General features: G+C 72.5%; 23 protein-coding genes. 10 read left to right on the top strand and 13 right to left on the bottom strand.

The window, feature by feature from the left end; genetic code table 11:
- The first annotated feature begins 15 nt into the window (after positions 1-15).
- Genes QSJ60_RS04025 through QSJ60_RS04015 form a run of 3 tightly spaced genes read left to right on the top strand, consistent with a single transcriptional unit; the run spans position 16 to position 2,707 of the window.
- Positions 16-927, top strand: a complete 912-nt coding sequence (locus QSJ60_RS04025) for a carbohydrate ABC transporter permease (RefSeq protein ID WP_285462696.1) — start codon at positions 16-18, stop codon at positions 925-927.
- Positions 924-1,814: a carbohydrate ABC transporter permease gene (locus QSJ60_RS04020; protein WP_285462695.1), complete on the top strand. Its 891-nt coding sequence runs from the start codon at positions 924-926 to the stop codon at positions 1,812-1,814. The genes QSJ60_RS04025 and QSJ60_RS04020 overlap by 4 nt, the downstream gene beginning before the upstream one ends.
- A complete protein-coding gene (locus QSJ60_RS04015; RefSeq protein WP_285462694.1) occupies positions 1,811-2,707 on the top strand; it encodes a Gfo/Idh/MocA family protein in 897 nt (298 codons plus the stop codon). The genes QSJ60_RS04020 and QSJ60_RS04015 overlap by 4 nt, the downstream gene beginning before the upstream one ends.
- 110 nt (positions 2,708-2,817) lie before the next feature.
- Here the strand turns inward: QSJ60_RS04015 and aldh are convergent, their stop codons facing one another.
- The 7 genes from aldh to QSJ60_RS03980 all read right to left on the bottom strand — a co-directional run bounded on the left by aldh (position 2,818) and on the right by QSJ60_RS03980 (position 11,260).
- Complete coding sequence (gene aldh / locus QSJ60_RS04010) at positions 2,818-4,194, bottom strand: aldehyde dehydrogenase AldH (protein ID WP_285462693.1); 1,377 nt, start codon at positions 4,192-4,194, stop codon at positions 2,818-2,820.
- Between the two features lie 31 nt (positions 4,195-4,225).
- Complete coding sequence (locus tag QSJ60_RS04005) at positions 4,226-5,794, bottom strand: GMC family oxidoreductase (protein WP_285462692.1); 1,569 nt, start codon at positions 5,792-5,794, stop codon at positions 4,226-4,228.
- On the bottom strand, positions 5,791-6,297 hold the full coding sequence (locus tag QSJ60_RS04000; RefSeq protein ID WP_285462691.1) for a hypothetical protein: 507 nt from the start codon (positions 6,295-6,297) through the stop codon (positions 5,791-5,793). Before QSJ60_RS04000 ends, QSJ60_RS04005 begins: the two co-directional genes overlap by 4 nt.
- Positions 6,298-6,403: 106 nt before the next feature.
- On the bottom strand, positions 6,404-7,606 hold the full coding sequence (locus QSJ60_RS03995; protein WP_230768265.1) for a substrate-binding domain-containing protein: 1,203 nt from the start codon (positions 7,604-7,606) through the stop codon (positions 6,404-6,406).
- Entirely contained in the window at positions 7,606-8,718 is a 1,113-nt protein-coding gene (locus QSJ60_RS03990; protein WP_285462690.1) for an ABC transporter permease, read from the bottom strand. The genes QSJ60_RS03995 and QSJ60_RS03990 overlap by 1 nt, the downstream gene beginning before the upstream one ends.
- Positions 8,715-9,782 carry an ABC transporter permease gene (locus QSJ60_RS03985; protein WP_285462689.1) on the bottom strand — a complete coding sequence of 356 codons (1,068 nt, stop codon included), beginning with the start codon at positions 9,780-9,782 and terminating at the stop codon, positions 8,715-8,717. Before QSJ60_RS03985 ends, QSJ60_RS03990 begins: the two co-directional genes overlap by 4 nt.
- Entirely contained in the window at positions 9,779-11,260 is a 1,482-nt protein-coding gene (locus QSJ60_RS03980) for a sugar ABC transporter ATP-binding protein (protein ID WP_285462688.1), read from the bottom strand. Before QSJ60_RS03980 ends, QSJ60_RS03985 begins: the two co-directional genes overlap by 4 nt.
- Positions 11,261-11,440: 180 nt before the next feature.
- Here QSJ60_RS03980 and QSJ60_RS03975 point away from each other — a divergent pair, with 180 nt between their 5' ends.
- Entirely contained in the window at positions 11,441-12,121 is a 681-nt protein-coding gene (locus QSJ60_RS03975; RefSeq protein ID WP_285462687.1) for a GntR family transcriptional regulator, read from the top strand.
- A gap of 66 nt (positions 12,122-12,187) precedes the next feature.
- On the opposite strand, the gene QSJ60_RS03970 is transcribed toward QSJ60_RS03975, so the two are convergent.
- From QSJ60_RS03970 to QSJ60_RS03950, 5 genes are all read right to left on the bottom strand, one after another.
- A complete protein-coding gene (locus QSJ60_RS03970; RefSeq protein WP_285462686.1) occupies positions 12,188-13,216 on the bottom strand; it encodes a LacI family DNA-binding transcriptional regulator in 1,029 nt (342 codons plus the stop codon).
- 67 nt (positions 13,217-13,283) lie between these two features.
- Entirely contained in the window at positions 13,284-13,814 is a 531-nt protein-coding gene (locus QSJ60_RS03965; RefSeq protein WP_285462685.1) for a hypothetical protein, read from the bottom strand.
- Positions 13,811-14,677, bottom strand: a complete 867-nt coding sequence (locus QSJ60_RS03960) for a carbohydrate ABC transporter permease (protein ID WP_285462684.1) — start codon at positions 14,675-14,677, stop codon at positions 13,811-13,813. The genes QSJ60_RS03965 and QSJ60_RS03960 overlap by 4 nt, the downstream gene beginning before the upstream one ends.
- Positions 14,678-14,685: 8 nt before the next feature.
- On the bottom strand, positions 14,686-15,570 hold the full coding sequence (locus QSJ60_RS03955) for a carbohydrate ABC transporter permease (protein ID WP_285462683.1): 885 nt from the start codon (positions 15,568-15,570) through the stop codon (positions 14,686-14,688).
- A gap of 139 nt (positions 15,571-15,709) precedes the next feature.
- Complete coding sequence (locus QSJ60_RS03950) at positions 15,710-16,984, bottom strand: ABC transporter substrate-binding protein (protein ID WP_230768277.1); 1,275 nt, start codon at positions 16,982-16,984, stop codon at positions 15,710-15,712.
- Positions 16,985-17,203: 219 nt separating this feature from the next.
- Here QSJ60_RS03950 and QSJ60_RS03945 point away from each other — a divergent pair, with 219 nt between their 5' ends.
- The 5 genes from QSJ60_RS03945 to QSJ60_RS03925 are packed head-to-tail and all read left to right on the top strand — an operon-like array spanning position 17,204 to position 22,932.
- Positions 17,204-18,241 carry a Gfo/Idh/MocA family protein gene (locus tag QSJ60_RS03945; RefSeq protein WP_285462682.1) on the top strand — a complete coding sequence of 346 codons (1,038 nt, stop codon included), beginning with the start codon at positions 17,204-17,206 and terminating at the stop codon, positions 18,239-18,241.
- Positions 18,238-18,990, top strand: coding sequence for a GntR family transcriptional regulator (locus tag QSJ60_RS03940; protein WP_285462681.1), 753 nt, complete (start codon positions 18,238-18,240; stop codon positions 18,988-18,990). The genes QSJ60_RS03945 and QSJ60_RS03940 overlap by 4 nt, the downstream gene beginning before the upstream one ends.
- Before the next feature lie 51 nt (positions 18,991-19,041).
- A complete protein-coding gene (locus QSJ60_RS03935; protein ID WP_285462680.1) occupies positions 19,042-21,000 on the top strand; it encodes a primary-amine oxidase in 1,959 nt (652 codons plus the stop codon).
- Between the two features lie 19 nt (positions 21,001-21,019).
- A complete protein-coding gene (locus QSJ60_RS03930; RefSeq protein WP_285462679.1) occupies positions 21,020-22,039 on the top strand; it encodes an SIS domain-containing protein in 1,020 nt (339 codons plus the stop codon).
- The gene (locus QSJ60_RS03925) at positions 22,036-22,932 is read left to right on the top strand and encodes an N-acetylglucosamine kinase (RefSeq protein WP_285462678.1); all 897 of its coding nucleotides are present in this window, start codon (positions 22,036-22,038) and stop codon (positions 22,930-22,932) included. The genes QSJ60_RS03930 and QSJ60_RS03925 overlap by 4 nt, the downstream gene beginning before the upstream one ends.
- Positions 22,933-22,950: 18 nt before the next feature.
- Here the strand turns inward: QSJ60_RS03925 and QSJ60_RS03920 are convergent, their stop codons facing one another.
- Positions 22,951-23,712, bottom strand: a complete 762-nt coding sequence (locus tag QSJ60_RS03920) for a GntR family transcriptional regulator (RefSeq protein WP_285462677.1) — start codon at positions 23,710-23,712, stop codon at positions 22,951-22,953.
- A 225-nt stretch (positions 23,713-23,937) separates the two neighbouring features.
- Between QSJ60_RS03920 and QSJ60_RS03915 the strand changes: the two genes are divergently transcribed.
- A complete protein-coding gene (locus tag QSJ60_RS03915; RefSeq protein WP_285462675.1) occupies positions 23,938-25,224 on the top strand; it encodes an ABC transporter substrate-binding protein in 1,287 nt (428 codons plus the stop codon).
- The last annotated feature ends 64 nt before the right edge of the window (positions 25,225-25,288 follow it).

Below are 25,288 nucleotides of genomic sequence, written 5' to 3'. Positions count from 1 at the left end.
GATCGGATCCCCCGCATGACCGCCACCACCGCTCCGCGGACGCCGCGCAGCTCCCGCCTCGCGCGGCGGCGCGAAGCCGTCGCCGGCCTGCTCTTCGTGCTGCCGACGCTCGCGATCTTCGTCGCCTTCAAGTTCCTGCCGATCGCCGGCGCCGGGGCGATGAGCCTCACCGAGTACCGGTTGAACGGCGACGTCACCTTCATCGGCGGCGAGAACTACGCCCGCCTCTTCAGCGACCCGAACTTCTTCAAGTCGCTCGGCGTGACCCTCGGCTACGTGCTGATCTTCGTGCCACTCATCATCGTCGTCTCCCTCGTCGGCGCCCTCCTGCTGAACCGCCTCGTCCGCTACAGCGGCGCCTTCCGCGCGCTGCTGTTCGTGCCGTACCTCAGCTCCTTCGTGCTCGCCGGCATCATCTGGACCTGGATCTTCGCGGTCGACGGTCCCATCAACGCGGCGCTCGGCAGCGTCGGCCTCGGGCCCGTGCTGTTCCTCTCGGGCGAGCAATGGCTCGTGCTCGGCTCGCTCGCGCTCGTCTCGGTGTGGAAGGGCTTCGGCTACTCGATGCTGATCTTCCTCGCCGGGCTGAAGGCGCAGCCGGCCGAGGTGCACGAGGCGGCCCGCATGGACGGCGCGAGCGCCTGGCAGGGCTTCCGGCACGTCACGCTGCCGCTGCTGAAGCCGGTGCTCTTCTTCGTGCTCGTGATCGAGACCATCGTCGGGTTCCAGGTGTTCGACACCATCTACGTGATGACCGGCGGCGGCCCCGCGCGGGCGAGCTACAGCCTCATCTACTTCCTGTTCGACGAGGGCTTCAAGTTCCTCGACTTCGGCTACGCCGCGGCCATCGGCCTGGTGCTCTTCGCGATCGTGCTCGTGCTCTCGCTCGTGCAGCGTCGCTTCTTCGAAGGAAAGGAGGAGCAGTGACCGCCACCGCCCTGCCCTCGACCCAGCGCGGCGCGGCGGCGCCCGCTCCCGCCGAGCGCCGGCCGGCGCGCCGCCGCGCCCGCGGGCCGCGCCAGACCTGGCTGCTCGTCGCGCTCATCGTGATCTCACTGTTCACGGTCGCGCCGCTCGTCGCGGTCGTCGTGCTCGCGCTCTCGCCGGAGAACGAGCCCACGCTGCCGTACGCGATCCCGAGCTCCCTCACCCTCGACAACCTCGTGCGCATCTTCAACGTCGGCGAGTTCGGCACCTGGCTGTGGAACTCGTTCCTCTACTCCGTCATCTCGGTCGTCGTGATCCTGCTGACCGCCTCGATGGCGGCCTACGCCCTGGCCCGCAAGCGGTTCCCGGGTCGCAACCTCATGCTCTGGTCGATCGTCGCGACGCTGATGGTGCCGATGCAGGCGACCCTCATCCCCACGTTCATCCTCGTCGCCGGCATGGGCGGCGTGAACACGCTCTGGGGGCTCATCCTGCCGACCCTCGCGAACGCCCAGGCGGTCTTCCTCATCCGCCAGTTCGTGCGCGACCTGCCGGACGAGCTGTTCGACGCGGCGCGCATCGACGGCGCCGGGGAGTGGCGCACCTTCGTCGCGATCGTGCTGCCCCTCATCCGCCCGATCCTCGCGACCCTCGCGATCTTCGTCTTCCTCTGGCACTGGAACGACCTGCTCTGGCCGCTCGTGGTCGGCCAGTCCGACTCGGCCCGCACCCTGACCGTCGGCCTCGCCAGGCTGAACACCGAGACGGTGTCGACGGCGAACATCATGTCGGCGGCCCTCATCAGCTTCATCCCGTGCCTCGTGATCTTCGTCTTCCTGCAGCGCCACATCGTGGCGAGCATCACCTCGAGCGGGGTGAAGGGATGACGAGCGGAGCTCCGATCGGATTCGGGCTGATCGGGGTCGACTCGCCCCACGCGCCGTCGTTCGCCCGCCTGTTCGGCGACGGGACGGCCGGGGCGGTCGAGGGGGGAACCGTCGCGGCGGCGTGGAAGGCGCCCGCCGCGACGGATTTCCCGCCCAGCCGGGATCGGAACGATACCTTCGCCGACGAACTCGTCGGCCTCGGGGTGCCGCTCCTCGACTCCGCGGAAGCCGTGGCCGAGGCATCCGACGCCCTCCTCGTGGTCGCGAGCGACAGCCGCACCCACCCGGCCCTCTTCGAGCGGGTCGCCCCCTTCGGCAAACCCGTGTACGTCGACACCCGCTTCGCCCCGACGAGCGCGGAGGCGGCGCGGATGCTCGCGACGGCCGAGCGGGCGGGATGCCTGGTGCTGGCCGGGTCGCCGAAGCGATTCACCCCGGAGTTCCGCGCGGCCGCGGCGGGCGGGCCGGTCGAGCGCATCGAGCTGACGGGCGCGCTGCCGACCCAGCCCGGCCATCCCGGCCTGCACTGGTACGGGGTGCACCTCGTCGACCTCGCCGTCGCCGCGCTCGGCCCCGGCTGCCGATTCATCGACGCGCGGGCGGAGCGGCTCCGGCTCGACTGGGGCGACGGCCGCACCGCCGAGCTCGGCGGGCCGGCCGACTGGCAGCCGCTCACTCGGGGACGGCTGCTCGGCGCCGGCACGGCGCGCGAGTTCACGATCGTCGCGGAGGAGGCGATGCTCGTCGGCCTGCTCGACGCGATCGTCGCGGCGTGCCGCTCCGGCGTGCCCACGGTGCCGGAAGCCGAGATCCGCGACGTGGTCGCGATCGTCGAGGCGGGCACGGCGGCGATCGCCGATCGCGCCGTCGTGGAGCTGCCGCGACCCCGCTGACTCGCCCGTCCGCTCGCGTGCCCGCTCGCCCGCTCCAACCCAGAACCCGAGTTGCCCGACTTTCATGAAAGTCGGGCAACTCCGGTTTTTGGCGGTGGGGCCGGCGCGGCTCAGGCCGTCCAGGCGGTCTTGATGTTCACGAACTCGCGGATGCCGAAGGCGCCGAGCTCGCGGCCGTAGCCGGAGTCCTTGACCCCGCCGAAGGGCAGGCCGAAGAACGACGCCGAGTTGCCGTTCGCGAACACCGCGCCGAACTCGAGCTCGTCCTGCAGCCGGGCGATCTCCGCGGCGTCCGTCGTCCAGACGCTCGCGGCGAGGCCGAACTCGGAGTCGTTCGCCAGCTCGACCGCCTCCTCGAGCGAGCCGACCCGGTAGACGCACGCGACCGGACCGAAGCACTCCTCGCGGAAGATCCGCATCTCGGGCGTGACGTCGGTGAGCACCGTCGCCGGGTAGAACCAGCCGGGGCCGTCGGGCAGTTCGCCGCCCGTGTGCACGGTCGCGCCCTTCGCGATCGCGTCGGCGACGAGCTCGTGGGCGTCGGCCCGCACCTGCTCGGTCGCCATCGGCCCGAAGCCCGTCGCCGGGTCGAAGGGGTCGCCCGCAGTCGTCGCCCGCATCCGCTCGAGGAAGAGCGCGAACCACTCCTCGTAGACGTCGTCGTGCACGTAGAAGCGCTTCGCGCAGATGCAGCTCTGTCCGCTGTTCTGCGTGCGCGAGGCCGCGCCGGCCTCGGCGGCCTTGGCGACGTCCGCGCTCGGCAGCACGACGAAGGCGTCGGTGCCGCCGAGCTCGAGCACGCTCTTCTTGATGTTCCGGCCGGCCGCCTCGGCGACCGCCGCGCCCGCGCCGACCGAGCCGGTGAGGGTGACGGCGCGGATGCGCCGGTCCTGGATCAGGGCGGATGCCGCGGCGCCCTCGATGAGCAGCGTCTGGAACGCGCCCGCCGGGAAGCCGGCCCGCTCGAACAGCTCGCCGAGGTACAGCGCCGTCTGCGGCACGCTCGAGGCGTGCTTCAGAAGCCCGGTGTTGCCCGCCATGAGCGCGGGCGCCGCGAAGCGGATCACCTGCCAGTACGGGTAGTTCCACGGCATCACGGCGAGCACCGTGCCGATCGGCTGGTAGACGACGCGCGCCGCGCTCGCCCCGACGGAGGCGGCGGGCACCGGCTCCTCCGCGGCGAGGTACTCCTCGGCGTGGTCGGCGTACCAGCGCATGCCGTTCGCCGACTTCGTCACCTCGTACTTCGCGGTGCCGAGGGTCTTGCCCATCTCGGTCGAGGCGAGGGCGGCCGCCTGCTCGAGATCAGCGTCGAGGAGGTCGGCGGCCCGACGCATCCACTCGGCCCGCTCGGCGAACGTCGTGCGGCGCAGCACGGCGTTCGCCGCCTCCGCGCGGGCCAGGATCTGCTCCACCTGCTCGGGCGTGTGCGGCGCGAACTCACGCTCCACCGCTCCGGTCGTCGGGTTGATCGTCGCGATCACCATCTCGTTTCCTTCCGTGTTCTCCGCGCCGCGATCAGAGTTCGCCGCGGCGTCGCGCGTCGACGATCCGGTCGCCCTGCCTGAGGGAGAGCGCCATGATCGTCAGGGTCGGGTTCGCCGCGGCGCCGGTGGTGAACACCGAGCCGTCCGAGACGAAGAGGTTGGGCACGCCGTGCACGCGGCCCTCGGGGTCCACGACCCCGTCGGCCGGGTCCGCGCTCATGCGCGCGGTGCCGAGGTTGTGGCCGGAGGGCATCGCGGGGGCGCGCCAGACGCGCTCGGCGCCGACCGCCCGGAACATCGCCTCGACCCGGCCGTAGGCGTGCTCGCGCATCGCGACGTCGTTCGGGTGATCGTCGTAGTGCACCTCGGGGGCGGGCAGCCCCCAGCGGTCGACGAGCTCGTCCGAGAGCGTGACCCGGTTGCCGGGCTGCGGCAGGTCCTCGCCGCAGATCCAGCTCGCGGCGGTGCGCGGGTAGCCCTCGACCCGGTCGGTGAAGTCGGCGCCCCAGCCACCGGGCTCCATGAAGGTGGTGAACGAGGGCAGTCCCTGCGAGATCGTCTCGAGGTAGTACCCGCCCGCGAAGCCGCGCTCGGGGTCGTGCCGGGACTCGTCAGCGACGATGCCCGCCATGTTCTCGCCGCGGTACATGTGCACCTCCTCGGGGAACTGCCCGTAGACGACGCCGGTCGTGTGCCGCATGTAGTGCCGTCCGAGGTGGTCGGAGGCGTTGCCGAGGCCGTGCTCGTGCCCGGCGGTCGCCGAGAGCAGCAGCAGCCGCGGCGTCTCGATGGCGTTGCCCGCCACGGCGACGAGCGCGGCGCGCTGCCGACGGAGCACGCCGTCGCGGTCGAGGTACTCGACGCCGTCGGCCCGTCCCGCGGCGTCGAGGGTGATCCGCACCGCGTGCGACTCGGGGCGCAGCTCGAAGCGCTCGGTGGCGATGGCCTTCGGGATCTCGCTGACGAGCGGGGTCCACTTCGAGCGGTGGCGGTCGCCCTGCGAGTTGAAGCCGTCCTGGATCGTGCCGGGGCGGCCGTCGTAGGGTTCGACGTTCGTCGCGTACGGGCCGGTCGCGTAGTGGCGGTAGCCGACCCGCTCCGCCCCGTTCGCGAAGACCCGGTACGAGGTGTTGGCCGGCATGGGCGGGCGGCCCTGGCGGTGCGAGACGCCCATCGCCCGCTCCGACTCCTCGTAGTAGGGGGCGAGCTCGGCGGGGTCGATGGGCCAGTCCGCGAGTGACGCGCCCGCGATCTCGCCGTAGCTCGAGCGGGTGCGGAACTCGTGGTCCTTGAAGCGTGGCGTGAGGCCGGTCCAGAGCAGCGCGGTGCCGCCGACGGCGTGCCCGTTCCAGGCGGGAAGCGCCGGGAAGTCGCGGGCGAGCGTCCAGCCGCCCGTCGCGCGCCTCGCCTCCAGCCAGGACAGCTGCGCGAAGGCGATGCGCTCGTCGTCGACGAAGTCCTCGGGGTCGATCCAGCGGCCGGACTCGAGCATGACGACGTCGAGCCCGGCGCGGGCCAGCCGCAGGGCGAGGCTCGCGCCGCCCGGACCGGAGCCGACGACGACGGCGACGTCCGCGTCATCCAGTTCGTAGTGCCTCATGCGGTCACCTCCACGCCGGTCGATGCCGCGGCGGACGCGCCGAGCGGGCCGATCTCGACGAGCGGCTCGTCGAGCTCCTCGACCCGGGGGTCCGGCAGCCAGGGAAGCTCGTCGAAGCCGCGGTGCAGGTACCCGCCGAGCGCGTACGACGGCCCGGGGTAGCCGAGCAGCTGCCACACCTCGCGGTCGTCGTAGAGGTGGAAGCAGATGCGCTCGCGGACGAAGGCGAAGAACGCCTCGCCCTCGTGCACGGCGAGCCAGGCGGTGCGGGCCTCGAGCGTCGCGGTGCCCGGGTCGCCGAGGGCGGCGGCCGCCTCGGCCGCGCCCGCGGCGACGAGGGCGGAGAGCTCGGAGGAGGCCGCGGCGTCGGCCGCGAGGAGCGCGACCGCGCGCTCGTACGGGCCGTCGGGGACGCCGGGATGCGGGTAGAGCGCCCGCGCGAGCGCGAGCAGGGTGCTGGCGGTGGCGTCCGGAGCGGCGGGCGCCGGCTGGTCTTCGGTCATGCTGGCCTTCTCGATGGTGCGGTGGAGCGGGAGTCGTGCGGGAGTCGTGCGAGTGTCCTGCGGAGGGCGGGGCGCCCCGGATGCCTCGAGGCGCCCCGCCGCCCGATCAGGGGATGACGCGGTCGCGCCAGGCGTCGGGGAACCCGGGCAGGTCCTCGCCGCCGAACGAAGTCGAATGCACGTCGGGCATCGCGTCGTTCACGCGCAGCACGGCGTCGAGCTCGGCGCTCGTGATGGGCGTCTGCGGCACCACCCAGTCCTTCGGGATGTCCTGGCCCTGCCAGAGCTGCGTCAGCGCGAGCAGCGCGGTGCGCCACTGGAAGTTGGAGTAGACGCCGCCGAAGCCGTTGAGGTCCCGCTCCTTCCAGGCCCGCAGGTACGCCATGTTGTCCTCGCCGTTCACGATCGGCACGTCCACGCCGGCGTCCTCGAACGCCTCGATCGCGGGGACGGACTGGTCGCCGAGGTCGACCCAGACGGCGTCGATCTCGCCCTTGGCGATCTCGTCGGTGACGGCCTTCTTGATCTCGGCCGGGTCGGCGCCCGTGAGGTAGTCGACGTATTCGATGCCCGCGTCGTCGAAGATCTTCTGCGAGGCCGCCCAGCGGGACTCGAAGACGTCGACGCCAGCGGCGGTGCGGAGCGCGACGACCTTGTCGCCCGGCTCGAGCTGGTCGGCGATGAACTCGCCGACGTCGATGCCCCAGGCCATGCCGCCGATCGAGTGCACGAACGAGGTCACGCAGTCGGTGCTGACGGCGCGGTCGAAGACGATGACCGGCTTGCCGGTCTCGCACGCGCGCTCGACGGCGGCGGTCGTCGCGTCGGGCGAGTACGGCGAGATGATGAAGCCGTCGCAGTCGCCCTCGTTCACGAAGTAGTCGATGTCGGCGACCTGGGTGTCGTCGGAGTCCTGCGCGTCGCGCGTCTCCATCGAGGCCACGACGCCCTGCTCCTGCAGCACCTGCAACTGCTGGTTCATCGTGATCCAACCGGTCTGCCGCCAGGTGTTCGAGAGCGAGGCGTTGGCGAAGCACACCTTGCCGGGCCGGTCGAGCGCGTAGTCCGCCGCGGCGACCATGTCGCCGGCGAGGTACTGCAGGTAGGGCTTCGCCGGGTCGCCCTCGAACTGCGCGGCGCGCCGCTCGTTCTCCAGGTCGAACTGGGCCTGGTCGAACCAGGGGTTGGCTTCGGCGCTCGGCTCGCTCTCGGAGCCGCCGCCGGCGTTCGCGCCGGGCGCGCACGCCGTGAGCGCGAGCGCGAAGACGCCGGCGCCGACGAGGGCGAGGCGGGAGGTGCGTCGTTGCATCATGTTCCTCTCGGTTGCTGTGGTGCGGTGGTGGGGGCGGGGGCCCCCTCGCCCGCGCCGGGCTCGGAGCGCGGCGGGACCTCTGCGGCCGGCGGGCGACGCCGCCGGATGGTTCGGAGCACGGTGACGGCCATCGCGACGAGGATGATCGCGCCCTGCACGGTGGGTCGCCAGGTGGCGGCGACGCCGACGAAGTTCAGCAGCGTGAACAGGCTCTCCAGCACGAGCGCCCCGGCCACCGCGGAGAGCAGCCAGCCGCGGCCGCCGCCGAGCACGACGCCGCCGATGACGCACGCCGTGATCGCCGTGAACTCGTAGCCGGAGCCGACGGAGGGGTGCACACCCGCGTAGCCGACGAGCAGGATCGCGGCGACGGTCGCCGCCAGCGCGGAGAGCAGGTACGCCCGGGTCTGCAGCCACCACACGGGCGACCCAGCCAGGTGCGCGACCCGCGGGTTGTCGCCGGACAGCAGAAGGAGCCGGCCGAACGGGCGACGCACCAGCCAGGCCGCGACCGCGACCACGGCGACGAGCACGACGATCGCCCACGGCAGGTACCCGAGCACCGGCAGCTCGAGCCCGCTGCGGCCGAGCACCCGGAACTCCTCGGCCGGGTTCTGGCCGGCGGAGCCGCCGGTCGCGTAGAAGGTGAGGCCGGAGAGGATGAGCATCGTGCCGAGCGTGGTGATGAAGCCCGGCACCCGCAGCAGCGTCGTCACGAGCCCGTTCACGAGGCCGACGACGATCGCGACGGCGAACATGAGCAGCACGACGGGCAGGATCCGCGAGGGGTCGTCGCCGATGAGCGTGCCGGCGAGCACCACCTGCACGCCGATCACGGCGCCCATCGACAGGTCGAACTCGCCGGAGACGAGCACGAAGTACTGCCCGACCGCGACGATGGCGACCGGCGCCATCCTGGCGATGAGCCGGAGGAACTGATCCGGCGCCGCGAGCTGCGGGTTGTAGACGACGACCGCGACGAGCAGTGCGACGAGCAGCACCCAGACGATGCCGCCCGGCGTGGTGAGGCCGGCGGCGATCCGCTTCGCGAGCGGGGGCCGGCTCGGGTCGTACCTGGTGACGGCGGGCTCGACGACGGTGCCGGTCATCGCTCGGCTCCTTCCGTGACGGGGGCGGTCGGGCCGGCGGCGGTCGCCGCGGATGCCTCGGCCGGGTCGGACCCGGCGCCGGCCGCGAAGCGGCGGCGCACCAGCGGGGCGGCCCGGCGGGCGTAGAGGGCGACGGCGGCGATGATGACGACGCCGCGCACGACCTCCTTGAGGAAGGGGTTCACCTGGAGGATGCCCATCGCGCTGTCGACGACGGCGAAGATGAGGATGCCGCCGAGCGTGCCCCAGAGCGAACCGCGCCCGCCCGCGAGCGAGGCGCCGCCGAGCACGACGGCGGCGATCGAGAGCAGGTCGTAGCCGCCCTGCTCGCCCACGGTCGGGCTGCCCACGCCGAGCCGGGCGACGATCACGACGCCGGCGATGCCCGCGCAGAGCCCGGAGAGGGCGTGCGCGACGACCACCGGGGTGCCCGCGCGGACGCCGGACATGCGGGCGACGTGGGCGTCGCCGCCGACGGCGAGCAGGTGCATGCCCATCCGGGTGCGCCCGACGAGCACGATCGCGAGCACGAGGCACGCGAGCATCAGCAGGGTCGGCACCGGCAGCGGGCCGATGCTCGCCGAGCCGAAGGCGGCGAGCTCGGGGCTCGCCTTGCCCGTGGTGCCCCGGTAGTAGGTGGCGAGATAGCCGGCCACGAGCAGCCCGACGCCGAGCGAGGCGATGAAGCCGCTGAGCTGCAGGTAGGCGACGAGGCATCCGGTCAGCGCCCCGATGACGACGGTCGCGAGGAGCGCCGTGACGATCCCGGGCACGGTGCCGCCCGAGGCGCCGGCCATGGTGCCGGCGGCGAGCACGCTCGACAGGCTCACGAGGTACGCGACGGAGAGGTCGAGACTGCCGACCAGGATGACGAGCGTCTGGCCGATCGCGACGAAGCCGAGCACGGCGATGCTCGTCATGAGCACCGTGAGGTTGCCCGGGGTGAAGAGGTTGCGTCCGGCCGCGGCGACGACGACGGCCGCGACGACGATCACGCCGAGCAGCACGAGGTAGACGCCGGCGGTCGAGCCGAGCCCGCCGCGCAGTCGTGCAAGCGCGCTCATGCCGCCACCGCCGTTCCGGCGGCCAGCGCGGCCACCTGCTCCTCGCTCGGTCCGCGATCGAGGGATCCGGCGACGCGGCCGTCGCGCATGACGACGATCCGGTCGCTCATGCCGATCACCTCGGGCAACTCGGAGGAGACCATGACGATCGCGTGGCCCGCGGCGGTGAGCCGGCGCATCACCTCGTAGACGGCGCGCTTCGCGCCCACGTCGATGCCACGGGTCGGCTCGTCGAGCAGGATGAGTCCCGGGTCGAGCAGCAGCCACTTCGCGAGCACGACCTTCTGCTGGTTGCCGCCGGAGAGATAGCGCACGATCTGCTCGGGCCCGCGGGCCGAGACGTCGAGCTCGGAGAGCAGCGGGGTCAGCCCGCGCGCGGCCGTGCGGGCCCGGCGCGGGGCGCTCGAGCGCACGACGGCGAGCGCGTTGTCCTCGATGGACTGCTCGAGGGCGAGGCCCGAGCCCTTGCGGTCCTCGGTGAGGTACGCGATGCCGGCGTCGATGCCGTGCGCGGGTCTGCGCGGCCGGTAGTCGCGCCCCTCGAGCCGCATCGAGCCGCGGGTGAAGGGGGCGACGCCGGCGATGGCCTCGAGCAGCTCGGTGCGCCCGGAGCCCTGCAGCCCGGCGATGCCGAGGATCTCGCCCCGGTGGATGCCGAGCGTGATGCCGTCGAGCTGCGCATTGCCTGCGCCGGTGATCGCGAGCAGCTCGCGGCGGTCCTCGCCGGGGGCCGGCTCGGGGAAGAAGGCGGAGAGCGCGCGGCCGACCATGAGTCGCACGACCTCGGACTCGTCGGTCTCGGCGGTCTCGAGGGTGGCGACGAGCGCGCCGTCCTTCAGCACGGTGATCTTCGAGCACAGCTCGAAGATCTCGCGCATGCGGTGCGAGACGTAGAGCACGGCGACGCCGCGCGCGGAGAGTCGCCGGACGATGGCGTAGAGCAGTTCGACCTCGTGCTCGGCGAGGGCCGCCGTCGGCTCGTCCATCGAGATGATGCGCGGCTCGTAGCTGAGCGCCTTGGCGATCTCGACGATCTGCTGCTCGGCGACGGAGAGGGTGCGCACGAGGGCGTTCGGCGAGATGCCGTCGACGCCGATCTCGGCGAGCAGCTCGGCGGCGCGGCGGCGCATCGCGCGGCGGTCGACGAGGCCGAAGCGGCGCGGCTCGCGGCCGAGCAGGATGTTCTCGGCGACCGTGCGGTCGGGCAGGAGGTTGAACTCCTGGTAGACGGTCGACACGCCCGCGGCGTAGGCGGCCTGCGGGTGGTGGAACGTGCGGAGCTCGCCGTCGATGCGCACGGTGCCCGCGTCGGCCTGCTGTACGCCGGCGAGGATCTTCATCAGCGTGGACTTGCCCGCGCCGTTCTCGCCGACGAGGGCGTGCACCTCCCCCGGCTCGACCACGAGGTCGACGCCGGCGAGGGCCGGGTAGCCGAAGAAGGACTTCGCGAGGCCTCGCACCTCCAACGCATGGCTCATGCGCACTCCACTTCATCGTGTTGGGGAAACGTTTTCCAACGCCTGCTCAGCGACAGTACCGGGCGATCGATACTGCGTCAAGGATTATCGATAATCCTGCAGCACGCCACCCCCGCCGCGTATGATCGACCCAGAGCGGGGCCCCGAACTGGGGTGCCCGCGGTCAGCGAAGGGGGCGGCATGGGCGCAGCCGACGGCGGGACGAGCCCGGGCCTGCTCGACCGGGCCACGCTCGGCAGCCGGGTGCGCGACTACCTGCTCGTCGAGATCGCCAACGGTCGGCTCGCCCCGGGCTCCCCCGTGCGCGAGCTCGACATCGCCAAACGGCTCGGCACGAGCCAGACGCCCGTGCGCGAGGCGTTCCGCGAGCTCGCCGCCTTCGGTCTGCTCGAGGCGCGCAGCCACGTCGGCACCCGCGTGCGCGAGGTCGGCGAGCGCGAACTGGCCGAGGCCGTGCCGGTGCGCGCGGCGCTCGAGGCCGTCGCGGCCCGCCTCGCGGCACCGCACGTCGCCGCCGACCCGTCACGGCTCGAGGCCGCCCTCGACGAGCTCGTGCGCGTCGCCACCCTCGACGACCGGCTCGCTTACGCGAACGCCTGCACCCAGTTCCACCGCGAGGTCGTGCGCTCGGCGCAGAACGACTCCCTGCTGCGCGCCTGGAACGCGCTCGGCATCGAGATCATGACCATCATGACCATGCTCACGAACGAGGAGCCGCTCGACGTCGCCGCCGAGGGCCACCGCGGCATCGTCGAGGCGCTCGCCTCCGGCGACGCCGAGCGGTCCGTGGCGATCGTGAACGCGCACGTCGCCGCGTACATCCCCGGCGCGACCGAACCGCCCGTGCACGTCACGGCCTGACGCCGACCTCTCCCCACCGAGTTGCCCGACTTTCATGAAAGTCGGGCAACTCGGAAGGTGGGCGGGTCAGCGAGCGGGGGTGCTCGCGCGCAGCACGACCTCGGCGGGCGCCTCGCCGCCGTCGGCCGCGGCCTCCTCGCCGAGGGCGACCCGCAGCAGCCGGCGCCCGGTCTCCTGCAGCGGGATCCGCACGCTCGTGAGCGGCGGCGACACGTCCTGCACGGTGGGGATGTCGTCGAAGCCCGCCACCGCGAGCTCGCGTCCCGGTTCGAGCCCCGCCTCGCGCAGCGCGGTCATCGCCCCCATGGCCATCACGTCGTTCACGGCGAAGACGAGCTCGATGCCCTCGAGGCCGCGCTCCAGCAGCCGCTGCATCCCGTCGCGACCGTCGTCACGGGTGAAGCCGGCGCGTTCGACGCGCGCGATCGTGCCGCCGGCCGCCTCGACGCCCGCCGTGAAGCCGCGAAGCCGGTCGTCGCCCGTGTGCAGGCCCTCGGGCCCGGCGAGCACCGCGAAGCGCCGATAGCCGAGCCCGGCGAGCGCGCGGGCCAGGGCCTCGGCGCCCGCCACGTTGCCGATGCGGACGGCGCGGAAGTCCAGCTCGCCCGAGCCGAGGTAGGCGACCCGGCCGCCGGCCCGTTCGTACGAGGCCAGTTCGGCGACGAGCGCCGCCGTCTCCGGCTCGTCGCTGCGACGGGACGCCGCGAGCAGCATCGCGCGCGGCCGCTGACCCCGGAGGGTGCGCACGAGCGCGAGCTCCCGCTCGGGGTCGCGCTCGGTGGCGGCCATCGTGACGATCAGGCCGTCCTCGTCGGCCTCGCGCACGACGCCGGCGGCGATCTGGGCGAAGTAGGGGTCGGCGATGTCGGCGACGAGCAGCGCGACCGTCGTCGTCGAGCCGCGCACGATCGCCTGGGCGGAGAGGTTCGTCGTGTAGTCGAGCCGCGCGGCCGCGTCGACGACGCGCTGCCGGTACTCCTCGTTGACCTTCCGGGTGCTGCCGTTGAGCACCCGCGAGGCGGTCGCGAGCGACACCCCGGCCTCGCGGGCGACGTCGTGCAGGGTCGCGGTGCGGGCGTTCGGCTCGCGGTCCATCGCTCCCCCTCCGGTGGCGGTCGGCCGCCGCGCGGCCGTCCGCCAGTCATCCTCGCACAGCGGCCGCTCAGGGATGGGCGCCGACGACGTGCATCGCGGCCATCACGAGCACCATCGCGCCGGAGACCGCAACGCCGGCGACGGCGATCGGCTCGGGCCGGAGCGCACGGCGCCCAGCCCGGATGAGCGGTGCCGCGCGGCCGAGCCACCAGCCGACCGCGATCGCTGCGGCGAGCGCCGCGGGCAGCGCTCCGCCGTCGGCCGCGCCGCCCGCCGTCCCGCCGGGGTGGTGCCCGCTCGCCGGCAGCAGGAAGGGCAGGGCGACGAGGCCGGCCATCGCGAGCCCGTCGAGCACCATCCGGGGGTCGTGCCGGCCGCGCCTGGCCCGCACCGCGTCGACGCCGGCGAGTGCCACGAGCAGCAGCGCCGCGCCGAACTGGGCGAGCGGGTGCGGGCCCGTCGTCATCGCGAAGACCATCACCGCGAGCATCGCGAGCTGCCACGCCCCGAAGGCGAGCCACGGCGCCGCGCCGCTCGCCGCACCCCCGGCGCCTCCGGCGCGCGCCGCGGGCGCGGCACCGGGGGCGCCCCGGCTCACTTGCCGTAGCCCTTGCTGAGGCCCGCGATGTACTGCTTCGAGAACACCGCGAAGAGCACCACGAGCGGGATCGCGCCGAGCGTCAGCGCGGCGAGCAGCGCCGGGTAGTCGCTCTGGAACTGCCCCACGAACTGCTGCACCCCGAGGGTCACGGTCTGGTTGCCCTTGCCGGGGGCGAGGATGAGCGGGAACCAGAGGTCGTTCCACACCGGCAGCATCGTGATCGACGCGACCGCCGCGATCCCGACGCGCACGATCGGCAGCGTGATCCAGAGCGTGCGCCACTCGCCGGCCCCGTCGATGCGCGCGGCCTCCTTCAGCTCGGCGGGCACCGCGCGGAAGTACGTCGTCATGAGCGCGATCGCGAGCGGCAGCTGCATCGCCGTGTAGACGAGCACGAGGGCGCCGAGCGTGTCGACGATGCCCCACGCGGTCATCGTCTTCAGCAGCGGCACGGTGCCGAGCCGGATCGGCAGCATGATGCCGATGACGAAGAACCCGGCGAGCGCCGGCGCGATCGGCACACGATATTCGACGAGCGCCCACGCGGCGAGGGTCCCGAGCACGATCGTGAGCACGATCGTCGAGACCGTCACGATGAGGCTGTTCTGGTAGTTCAGCAGGAAGTTGCCGCGGCTGAAGACGTTCAGGTAGCCCTGCACGCTGAACGTCTCGGCGTCGGGCGGCGCGAGGAAGGAGCCGAAGATGCCCTGCGTCGTCTTGAAGGAGTTCATCACGACGATGAGCACGGGCACGACGGCGCCGAGCGAGAGCGCGATGAGCGCGGCGTGCAGGCCGGCGTTCGCGGCGCGGTCGGCCGGGCGGACGCGGCGACGCTGGCGGGGCGGGGTCACGGTGGTCATGGCGTCTCTCAGAGCTCGTAGGTCTTCAGGCGCCGCTGGAGCACCCAGAAGTAGGCGGCGGTCGTGACGAGGATGATCGCGAAGATGACGCTCGCGACCGTCGCTCCGAGGTCGAGGTCGGCGACCTGTCCGCTCGAGCCGAAGAAGGAGCGGTAGAAGAAGGTGCCGAGGATGTCGGTCGAGTAGTTCGGGCCCGGGGCCGAGCCGTTCAGCGCGTAGACGATGTCGAAGCCGTTGAACGTCCAGATGTAGGTGAGGATCGTGATCAGTCCGAACTGCGGCGCGATGAGCGGGAACTTGATCCGCCAGAAGATCGTCCAGGCGCCGGCGCCGTCGATGCGCGAGGCCTCGACGACGTCGTCGGGGATGGCGAGCAGCGCGGTGTAGAGGAACACCATCGGGATGCCGAGGTACTGCCAGACCGACATCAGCGAGATCGTCGGCAGGGCGGTCGCCTCGTTCCCCAGCAGCGGGAACTCGACGATGCCCCAGAGCGGGTTGATGATGAGCCGCCAGAGGAACCCGACGATGACGACGGAGAGCGTGGCGGGGATGAAGAGCAGCGTGCGGTAGACGCCGACCGAGCGGCGCAGCCGGCCCGAGGTGAGCAGGGCCGCGATGAGCAGGCCGATCGGCAGCTCCACGAGGAGGTGGATGAGGAAGAACTCGACGTTGTTCACGAGGGCGTTCCAGAACCGCTCGCTCGTGGTGGGGTTCGTGAACAGCTCCACGTAGTTGCCGAAGCCGACGAAGGTGCTCCCGCCGCCGCCGGAGTCGAAGAAGCTCATCCCCACGGAACTGAGCAGCGGGTACACCGCGAACGCGACGTACACGACGAGCGCGGGCGCGACGAACAGGGCGAGCATCCGGTATCGGGTGCCGGTTCGGATCATGCGTGGACTCCTCGGGGGCGGGGGCGGTCCGGGGGACGGACGGGCGGATGGCGCGGATGCCGCGGCGGCTCGGCGCCGGCGGGGCGGCCGGGGTGGGGACGACCGGGGCGGATGAGGCCCGCCCCGGTCGCCCGTGCCGCTACCCGGCCGGCGTGTACCAGGAGTCGAGGCCCTTCTGGAGCTCGGCGGTCGCCTCCTCGGGCGAGAGCCCGGAGTTGTACATGAGCTGGGCGACGCGCCAGATCTCGTCGTCGAGCGGCGGCTGGCCGGCGCTCAACCGGTCGAGGGCGAGGCGCGAGGTGAGCTCGGCGCCCTCCTTCAGGTCGGCGAACTCCTGGGCGAGCGGGTCGTCGTAGCTCACCGGCTCGGAGCCCATCGAGAAGAAGCCGGGCAGCTTGTTCACGTACAGCTGCTGGAACTCCGGCGTGCCGAGCCACTCGAGGAACTCGGTCGCGGCCTCCTTCTGCTTGCCCGCGGCGTTCAGGCCGAAGGCCATGTCGGCCATCTCCTGCTGGTAGCGCTGATCTCCGGCCGCGGCGGGCGGGGCGCCGAAGACGCCGACGTCGAGCCCGGTCGAGGTGACCTGGCTGATCTGCCACGAGCCGTCGGGCAGGATCGCGGCCTGGCCGAGGGTGAACAGCTGCGTCATGTCTTCGTAGGAGATCGACTCGTAGCCCTTGGGCAGGTAGTCCTTGAAGGAGTCGAACACCCGGAAGCCCTCGACGAAGTCGGGGTCGGTGAGCTTCTTCGTGCCGTCGATGAGGCCGAGCCGGCCCTCCTCGCCGCGCCAGGCGTTCGGCCCCACCTGGTAGAGCATGTTGTACGCGAGCTGCCAGCCGTCGGCGGAGCCGAGGGCGAGCGGGGTGTAGGTGCCGTCGGCCTTGATCGCGTCGAGCACCTCGATGAACTCGGCCTGGGTCGTCGGCACCTCGAGGCCGAGCTCGTCGAAGATCGCGGTGTTGTAGTAGAAGCCCGCGAGCACCGAGGCGACGGGGACGCAGTAGGGCGTGCCGTCGTCGCCCTCCCAGGCGGTCAGCGCGGACTCGGGGAAGGTCGAGATGGCGTCGAGCTCGGCGAGCGAGTCGAAGTAGCCCTGCTCGATCCACGAGCGGTTGACGTCGAACGGACGGCACATGATGACGTCCGGGCCGGTCCCGCCCTCGATCTGCGACTGGATCGCCGCGTTGTAGTCGTTGGTGTCGACGGGGGCGTACTCGACCGTGATGCCGGGGTGGCTCTGCTCGAACGCGGGGATGATGTCGTTCTCCCACATCGCCGCGTCTTCGGTGCGCCAGGTGCCCAGCACGATCTTGGTGGTGTCGCCGTCGCCCGTTCCGCCGGCGGCGCAGCCGGCGAGTCCGAGGCCCAGGGCGGCGACGGCGAGGGTGGCGAGCGGAGCGAGTCTCGAACGCATCGGTTCCTTCTCTCTTGCTGTGGTGTCGCTCGGTCAGGGGATGAAGCCGTCGCGGGGAGAAGCGGGATGCGCCTCGCCGCGCGGTGCCGTCAGCATACTGTTGTACCAATGAGGTAGCAAGAGGTATTTTCTGGATCGATTGATTGTGCGTAGTTGTATTGTCTGATACAGATTGGTACACCGTCCGGTAGGGCGGGCGCATCGACCGTTGGAGGACCTGTGATTCGTGTCGGCATCCTTGGCTCCGGCTTCATCGCCGACTGCTACGCGGACTCGCTGCTCGACGTCCGCGAGGCCGTGCTCGCCGGCAACACCTCGCGCGACGCCGAGAAGGCGCGGGCCTTCGCCGAGCGCTGGAACAGCCCGCTGTGGACCACCGATCCCGCCGAGCTCTGCGCGGATCCCTCGATCGACCTCGTCGTGATCGCGCTGCCGAACGAGGCCCACCTCGAGGCTGTGCGCATCGCCGCAGCCGCAGGCAAGGCGATCGTCTGCACCAAGCCCCTCGCCCGCACGGGCGCCGAGGCCGCGGAGATCCTGCGGATCGTCGAGGAAGCCGGCGTCTGGCACGGCTACGCCGAGAGCTCGGTCTTCTCGCCGAACATCGAGCAGGCCCACCGCATGGCCGCAGCCGGCGGCATCGGCGATCTGCTCACCATGCGCGCGCGGGAGGCACATTCCGGCCCGCACGCCGCGCACTTCTGGGACGCGGAGACCGCCGGCGGCGGCGCTCTGCTCGACATGGGCTGCCACACCGTGGAGTCCGCCCGCCACTTCTTCGGCAAGGACAACCGCGTCGTCGAGGCGTTCGCCTGGGGTGCGACGCTCCGCCACGGCGACAAGACCACCGGCGAGGACACCGCCGTCGCGCTCCTGAAGTTCGAGCGCGGACAGCTCGCCATCATCGAGGCGTCCTGGGCCGAGCAGGGCGGGATGCAGCTGCGCCACGAGTTCTCCGGCAGCGCCGGCCGACTCGTCACCGATACCTCGGTGAGCCCCGTGTGGGGCTTCATCACGAAGCCCGTCGGCTACCTCGTCGAGAAGGCCGACGTCGACACCGGCTGGGTGCACCCCGTGCCTGAGGAGACCCGCGCCTACGGCTTCTCCCAGCAGATGCGGCACTTCGTGCAGCGCTTCGCCGCCGGCGAGACCCCGATCGAGACCTTCGAGGACGGTTGGACCGTCAACTGCATCCTCGACGCCTGCTACCGCTCGATGCGCTCGGGCACGTGGGAGAAGGTGCTGGTCGCCCGATGACCCGCCCGCCCTCCGACGCGCTGCTCGCGAGCGGACGACCCGACCCGCTCTGGTCGCGCGTCGCGGGCTCGATCCTGGCGGCCGTCGAGGCCGGCCAGTACCCGCTCGGCACCCGGCTCCCACCGGAGCGCGAGCTTTGCGAGCAGCTCGACGTCTCCCGGGTCACGCTGCGGCGCGCGCTCGCCCACCTCGTCGAAGCCGGCGCGCTCACCTCCCACCAGGGCCGCGGCTGGTTCGTCTCCCGGCCCCCGCGCGGCGACTGGCCGTCGAGCCTGGAGTCGTTCAGCGAGACCGCCGAGCGCCTCGGCCTCGCCGTCTCCTCCACCGTCGTCGAGGCGGCGCGCGAGGCATCCAGCCTCGACGACGCCGAAGCGCTCGGCATCGCCCCGGGCACGCCGGTCTACCGCATCCGCCGCATCCGCCATCTCGACGGCGTCCCGACCGCGCTCGACACGGCCGTCGTGCCCGAGGCCGCGGCACCGGGCCTGCTCGACCACGACTTCACGAGCGAGAGCCTCTACCGGGCGATGCAGGCCCGCGGCGCCACCGTGCACCGCGCCGAGTCCGTGCTCGAGTCCCGGCCCGCCGACGCCGCAGCGAGCGAGGCGCTCCAGCTCGGGCGCGGCGCGCCGATGCTCGTGATCCGCCAGCTCGTCCACGACGAGCGCGGCCGCGCCGTGCTCCTCTCCCTCGTCGAGTACGCGGGGGACCGCTACCGCCTCCGCACCACCTTCACCAAGGGCGGCTGACGCCGCTCGCCCACCGATCCGCCGGTCCGCCGGCCTGGAAGGAGCTCCACCATGACCCGATTCCCCGACCACCTGCCCGAGGCGCTGCGCACCCTGCAGGCCGACGAGATCGCCGGGAACCGCGCCGTGCTCGAACGGGAGGGCCTGGTCAGCGCCGACACGCACTTCTCCTACGTCGGGCTCGACGAGGCCGACAAGCGGGAGCTGTTCGCCGGCGGGCAGCCGCCCCGCCGGGTGCGCTCCTTCCTCATCGACATGAAGACGGGCCGATCGCACGACACGGTCGTCGAGCCCGCGACCGGCGTGCTCGTCTCCGCCCGCGAGCTCGAGCTCGACGTCGACGGCGCCGTCCCCGTCGTGCTCCGCGAGTTCTCCCTGGTCGAAGAGGTCGTGCACCAGGACGAGCGCTGGCTCGCGGCGATGGCCAAGCGCGGGCTGACCGACGTCTCGCAGCTGCGGGTGAACCCGCTGTCCGCCGGCGTGCTCGCCGACGCCGAGCGCGGTCGGCGCATCCAGCGCTGCTTCACCTTCGTGCAGCACACCCCGGAGGACCTCGGCTGGGCGCACCCCGTCGACGGCGTGACCGTCATGGTCGACGTCGTCACCGGCGAGGTGCTCGACGTCGTGGACTACGCCGAGCTCCCCGTTCCCGCCGAGGAGGGCAACTACCACCTCCCCGAGTGGCGGGGCCCCGACCGCGAGGGCCTGAAGCCGATCGAGATCACCCAGCCCGAGGGCCCGAGCTTCACCATCGACGAGCACGGCGTGCTCTCCTGGGCGGGCTGGCAACTCCAGGTGGGCTTCGACCAGCGCGAGGGCCTCGTGCTGCACAACATCGGCATCGACGACGACGGCGAGACCCGGCCGGTGATCTACCGCGCCTCGATCGCCGAGATGGTCGTGCCCTACGGCGATCCGAGCCCGCAGCGCTGGTTCCAGAACTTCTTCGACGGCGGCGAGTACCTCTTCGGCGGCTTCGCGAACTCCCTCGAGCTCGGCTGCGACTGCGTCGGCGACATCACCTACCTCGACGCGGTCGTGGCCGGCAATGACGGCGCCCCGCACGTCATCCGCCAGGCGATCTGCATCCACGAGGAGGACGCCGGCATCCTCTGGAAGCACTCCGACAACTGGAACGGCTCGAGCGAGACCCGGCGCAACCGCCGCCTCGTCGTGAGCTTCTTCATGACCGTCGGCAACTACGACTACGGCTTCTACTGGTACTTCGGCCTCGACGGCACGATCGAGTTCGAGATCAAGGCGACCGGCATCGTGTTCACCTCCTCGTACCCCGGCGAGGGCTACCCCTGGGCGACCGAGGTGGCGCCGGGCCTCGGCGCCCCGAACCATCAGCACCTCTTCAGCGCCCGCCTCGACATGATGGTCGACGGGCACCGCAACTCCGTCGACGAGGTCGAGGCCGTCGCCGTGCCCCGCGGCGCCGACAACCCCAGCGGCACGGGCTTCACCCAGTCGTTCACCCGGCTCAGCAGCGAGCTGCAGGCGCAGCGCGAGGCGGACAACCGCCGCGGCCGCGTCTGGCTCGTCACGAGCGAGGAGCGGCGGAATCGGCTCGGCCGCCCGACCGGCTGGGTGCTCTTCCCCGAGGGCGGCCCGCTGCTGCTCGCGGACGCCGAGTCGGACATCGCCGCGCGCGCCGCGTACACGACGAAGCACCTCTGGGTGACGCCCTACGCGCCGGACGAGCGCTACCCCGCCGGCGACTTCGTGAACCTGCACCGGGGCGGCGCCGGACTGCCCGAGTGGACCGCGGGCGACCGCCCGGTCGAGGCGAGCGACCTCGTGCTCTGGCACACCTTCGGCCTCACCCACTTCCCGCGGGTCGAGGACTGGCCGATCATGCCGGTCGACTCCACCGGTTTCGTGCTGAAGCCGCACGGCTTCTTCGGGCGCAACCCCTCGCTCGACATCCCGGCCGCCGCCGACCACTGCGCACCGGACCATCACGCATCGGCGGGGCATGCGCACCCGCACGACGCGCACCACTGAGACTGGAGCACGAGGAAACGTGGACGGATACATCGCATTCACCGAGGCGACCGCGTCGCAGGCCGGGGAGCTCACCCAGCTCGTGCCGCGGCTCGAGGCGCAGCTCGCCGCCCTCGGCGCGGCGGGCGCGTTCTCGGCGCCCGGCCCGGTGCTGCTCGGCATCGGCGCGAGCCTCTCGGCCGCCGCGCCGGCCGTCTGGCGGCTCCGCGCTGGCGGTGTGCCCGCCTGGCGCCTCGGCGCCGGCGACACGCCGCTGCCGCTCGCGACCGGCGATCACCCGGTCGTCGCGATCTCGCAGAGCGGCCGCAGCTCGGAGACCGTGGCGGCGCTCGAGTCGGTCGCGCCCGAGCTCCGCTACGCGGTGGTGAACACGGCGCCGTCCCCGCTCTCCGAATTGGCGAGCCGCCGCCTCGAGCTCGGCAACATCGCCGACAGCTACGCCTCGACGATCGGCTACACGGCGACCGTGACGGCGCTCGCGATGCTCGCCGAGGCCTGGGCCGACGGACGGGCGGATGCCTCGTGGGCGAGTCTCGGCGAGCGCTTCCGGCGGGCCGAGACGAACCTCGCACCCGGGCTCGACGCGGCGGCGGGGCTCTTCGCCGCCGCGCCGAGCGCGGACTTCGTCGGGGGCGGCGGCTCGCTCGGCTCCGCGGAGGCGGGGGCGCTGCTCTTCCGGGAGGCCGCACGCATCCCGGCGAGCGCGATGAGCACCCGACAGTACCTGCACGGCTCGATGGAGTCGGCGGGCGATGGGGTGCACGTGCTCTTCGGCGAGGCGCGCGAGGCGCAGCTGGCGCGCACGCTCGCCGACGCCGGGCACCGGGTGCTGCTCGTCACGAGCGACCCGGGGCTCGAGGTCCGCGACGCGGCCGTCGTCGTGCTGCCCGCATCGAGCGAGGCGCAGCGGCCGGTGTTCGAGGCCCTCGCGCTGCAGGGGCTCGTCCGCCGCGTCGCCGAGCTCCGCGGCGTGGACATCGAGGAGTTCGTGTTCCACAACGACGACACCAAGCTCGACGTCAGCGACGTGCCGGCATGAGCGGACTGCGGGTCGGCCTCGACGTCGGCGGCACGAAGACGGCGCTCCGGGCGGCGGATGCCTCGGGCGCCGTCGTCGCGGACGTCGTCGTGCCGTCGGGCGAGTGGGACGCCGAGCCCGCGGACCGGGCCGCACGGCTGATCCTCGCCGTGGTGGCCGCGGCCCTGCCCGGCCTGCGCGTCGACGCGCTCGCGGTCGGCGCCCAGGGGCTCGACGCCGAGGCGGTGGCCCGGGACCTCGAGGCAGAGCTCGAGAGGAGCGGGATTCCGCGCGTCGCGTGCGTCAACGACGCCGCCCTGCTCGTGCCGGCCGCGGGCTTCACGGAGGGGCTCGGGCTGATCGCCGGCACGGGCGCGATCGGGGTGGGGCGCACGGCCGACGGCCGCGACTTCGTGACGGGCGGCTGGGGCTGGGTCATCGGCGACGAGGCGGGCGCCGCGGGCCTCGTCCGGGAGGCCACCAGGGCGGCCCTGCTCGCGCACGACGACGGGGATCCGGACGACGGCCTGCTCGGCGCGTTGCTCCGCGCCTACGGCGTCGCGGATGCCGAGCGCCTCGCCCGTGCGGTGAACGACGAGCCGACGATGGCGAACTGGGCGCCGCACGCGCCCGCCGTGTTCCGCGCGGCCGATGCCGGCTCCGCGCTCGCGGCCGGAGTCGTCGCGGCCGGCGCCGAGCACCTGGCCCGCCTCGTCGACCAGCTGCTCGCCCGCGGGGCGGCCGGTCGGCACGTCGTCGCGGGCGGCAGCGTCATCGCAGGGCAGCCCCGCCTCGCGGAGGGGCTGCGAGAGCGGCTGTCGGCGCGGCATCCCGAGCTGGAGCTCGTCATCCTGCGGGAGCCGCCGGTCGCCGGCGCGCTCGCGATCGCCCGCCGGCTCGCCGGCGACGTCTGACGCGGCCCCGGCTCGGACTCAGCGAGCCCCGCGCGCGAAGACCGTGCGGAGGCGGTAGCGCTCTCCCACGTAGCGGAGCGTCGACAGCGCGACCGCGCGGCCGTCGGCGCCGTGCACGAGCTGGCGCATCACGAGCAGCGGCTTGCCCGGCGCGATGCCGAGCGCCTCGGCGGTCTCGGCGTCGGACTCGCGCGCCTCGATCGTGCTGTCCGCGCGCTCGGGCGAGGCGCCCGCGCGCTCGAGCTCCTCGTAGAGCGAGCCGTGGGCGAAATCGACGGCCTCGGCCTCGCTGATGAGGGCGGCGGGCACGATCGTCGTGTCGAGCGCGGTCGGCACGCCCTCGAGCAGGCGGATGCGGTCGAGGTGGAAGACCGGCGTGCCCGGGGCGATCGAGAGGGACTCCGCCTCGTCGAGGTCGGCGGGGGCCACCTCGGCCCGCAGCACGCGCGAGGAGGCCTCGAGGCCCATCTTGCGCGCCGTCTCGGTGAACGACTCGAGGTTGTTCGGCCATTCCTTCGCGACCTTCGCCGAGGCGACGTACCAGCCGCGCCCGTGCGAGGAGGCGAGCACGCCGTCGTCGACGAGCTGCAGAAGGGCCTTGCGCAGCGTGACGCGGCTGATGCCGAGCTGCTGGCAGAGCTCGCGCTCCGGGGGGAGGCGGGAGCCCTCGGCGAGGCGGCCCTGCGCGATCTCGTCCGTGATGAGCTGCACGGCCTGCACCCAGAGCGGCTCGGGATAGTCCGCCCGGATCGGCGACGCCGTCGTCCCCTGCTCTGCCACGCGGTCCCCCTCCGCTCGGGATCGATACCAGTCAGTACCGTACACGACCACTCCATCCTGGCGAGCGCGGGTTCGCGCTGCGCGTCGGGCCGCGGATGCCTCGTCGCCGAGCACACCATTCGGGCATCAAGTTTAATACCAGTATTGACCACATGTAGTCCGAAATGTACCATCGCCTCAACGCGCCGGTGCGGACGCCGGCCGAACCCCCCAGGAGGCAACCCCGTGAGGAAGACCCTGTCCACGGCCGGCGCCGGTGCCGGCGCGATCGCCCTGATGCTCGCACTCGGTGCGTGCGCGAGCGGCGACGACGCCGCCGGCGACGAGAACGTCATCGTCGTGCAGACCAACTGGACCTCGAGCCAGGCCCAGAACAAGCCGCTCTTCGACGCCTTCGAGACGTTCACCGAGGAGACCGGCATCGAGGTCAAGGTGCTCGAGTCCGGCGACAACCTGAACCAGGTCTACGAGACCTCCCTGCTCGCCGGCGAAGAGGCCGACGTGCTCCTCGTGGGCCTGCTCGAGAAGCAGCTGGACTGGGCGGTCAACGGCGCCGTCGTGCCCGTGAACGACTACATCGAGGAGTGGGGCATCGCCGACCGCATCCCCGCCGACGCGCTCGTCGACTGGACCGACACCGAGGGCAACCTGCGTGCCTTCCCTTACTCGGGCTTCACCTGGCCGTGGTGGTACAACACCGAGCTGCTGGCCCAGGCCGGCGTCGAGGGCGTGCCGCAGACCACCGACGAGCTCATCGCCGCCGCGGGCAAGCTGCGCGCCGCCGGCATCGCGCCCGTCGTCTTCGGCGGCATCGACTGGTCCGGCCAGAAGATCTTCCTGCAGCTGCTCGAGGCCTACCTCAGCGAGGACGAGGCCAAGCAGGTCTACGCCGAGGGCGGCGTCTGCGAGAACCCCAAGGCGATGCAGGGCATCGAGCTGCTGATCGAGCTGCGCGACGCGGGCGTCTTCGTCGACGGCATCGAGGGCTACACCGCCGACCAGGCGCAGGCCGCCTACCTCGACGGCCAGGCCGCCATCGCCCCGCTCGGCTCGTGGGCCTACCCGGGCGCCTCCGAGGAGCTCGCCTCCGCGACCGAGCTCGGCGGCCTGCCGCTGCCCGACGACGCCGCCTACGAGCAGCCCATCGCCTACCGCGGCTCCACCTCCGCGGGCTGGTGGATCAGCCCCAACGGCGAGCAGAAGATCGACCAGGTGCGCCAGCTCATCGAGCACATGTACGGCAACGAGGTCATCAAGGGCATCCTCGACGAGGGCGGCGTGATCCCGGTCGCCGACTTCGGCGGCGACACCTCCGGCGTCTCGGCGCCGCTGCTCGCGCAGTCGCTCACCGAGTTCCCCGAGCGCGTCGAGTTCCCCGTCATGCCCGACATCTACGTGCCGGCCGACGTCTCGAACCCGATGTACCGCGCGACCTCGATCGCGTTCACGCCCGGCACCGACGCGCAGACCATCTGCTCGACGGTCGACGAGATCTACGCCGCCGCGCAGTGATCCCGGCGCGGGCCGGCGCACACGCGCCGGCCCGCGCATCCGCTTCCCACCGCAGCACCCCGCA

Source organism: Agromyces sp. NBRC 114283 (genome assembly GCF_030268405.1).
GTDB lineage: Bacteria > Actinomycetota > Actinomycetes > Actinomycetales > Microbacteriaceae > Agromyces > Agromyces mediolanus.
Note: the sequence above shows the minus strand (reverse complement) of the source record. Positions and strands in the feature narration are given on the sequence as shown.

Bases quoted from the DNA above. Each gene is read 5' to 3' on its own strand.
- QSJ60_RS04015 (WP_285462694.1), top strand. From the start codon at position 1,811: ATGACGAGCGGAGCTCCGATCGGATTCGGGCTGATCGGGGTCGACTCG.
- QSJ60_RS04025 (WP_285462696.1), top strand. From the start codon at position 16: ATGACCGCCACCACCGCTCCGCGGACGCCGCGCAGCTCCCGCCTCGCG.
- QSJ60_RS03980 (WP_285462688.1), bottom strand. From the start codon at position 11,260: ATGAGCCATGCGTTGGAGGTGCGAGGCCTCGCGAAGTCCTTCTTCGGC.
- QSJ60_RS03955 (WP_285462683.1), bottom strand. From the start codon at position 15,570: ATGATCCGAACCGGCACCCGATACCGGATGCTCGCCCTGTTCGTCGCG.
- QSJ60_RS03935 (WP_285462680.1), top strand. From the start codon at position 19,042: ATGACCCGATTCCCCGACCACCTGCCCGAGGCGCTGCGCACCCTGCAG.
- QSJ60_RS03960 (WP_285462684.1), bottom strand. From the start codon at position 14,677: ATGACCACCGTGACCCCGCCCCGCCAGCGTCGCCGCGTCCGCCCGGCC.
- QSJ60_RS03925 (WP_285462678.1), top strand. From the start codon at position 22,036: ATGAGCGGACTGCGGGTCGGCCTCGACGTCGGCGGCACGAAGACGGCG.
- QSJ60_RS03985 (WP_285462689.1), bottom strand. From the start codon at position 9,782: ATGAGCGCGCTTGCACGACTGCGCGGCGGGCTCGGCTCGACCGCCGGC.
- QSJ60_RS04000 (WP_285462691.1), bottom strand. From the start codon at position 6,297: ATGACCGAAGACCAGCCGGCGCCCGCCGCTCCGGACGCCACCGCCAGC.
- QSJ60_RS03990 (WP_285462690.1), bottom strand. From the start codon at position 8,718: ATGACCGGCACCGTCGTCGAGCCCGCCGTCACCAGGTACGACCCGAGC.
- QSJ60_RS03940 (WP_285462681.1), top strand. From the start codon at position 18,238: ATGACCCGCCCGCCCTCCGACGCGCTGCTCGCGAGCGGACGACCCGAC.
- QSJ60_RS03975 (WP_285462687.1), top strand. From the start codon at position 11,441: ATGGGCGCAGCCGACGGCGGGACGAGCCCGGGCCTGCTCGACCGGGCC.
- QSJ60_RS03970 (WP_285462686.1), bottom strand. From the start codon at position 13,216: ATGGACCGCGAGCCGAACGCCCGCACCGCGACCCTGCACGACGTCGCC.
- aldh (WP_285462693.1), bottom strand. From the start codon at position 4,194: ATGGTGATCGCGACGATCAACCCGACGACCGGAGCGGTGGAGCGTGAG.
- QSJ60_RS03995 (WP_230768265.1), bottom strand. From the start codon at position 7,606: ATGCAACGACGCACCTCCCGCCTCGCCCTCGTCGGCGCCGGCGTCTTC.
- QSJ60_RS04005 (WP_285462692.1), bottom strand. From the start codon at position 5,794: ATGAGGCACTACGAACTGGATGACGCGGACGTCGCCGTCGTCGTCGGC.
- QSJ60_RS03950 (WP_230768277.1), bottom strand. From the start codon at position 16,984: ATGCGTTCGAGACTCGCTCCGCTCGCCACCCTCGCCGTCGCCGCCCTG.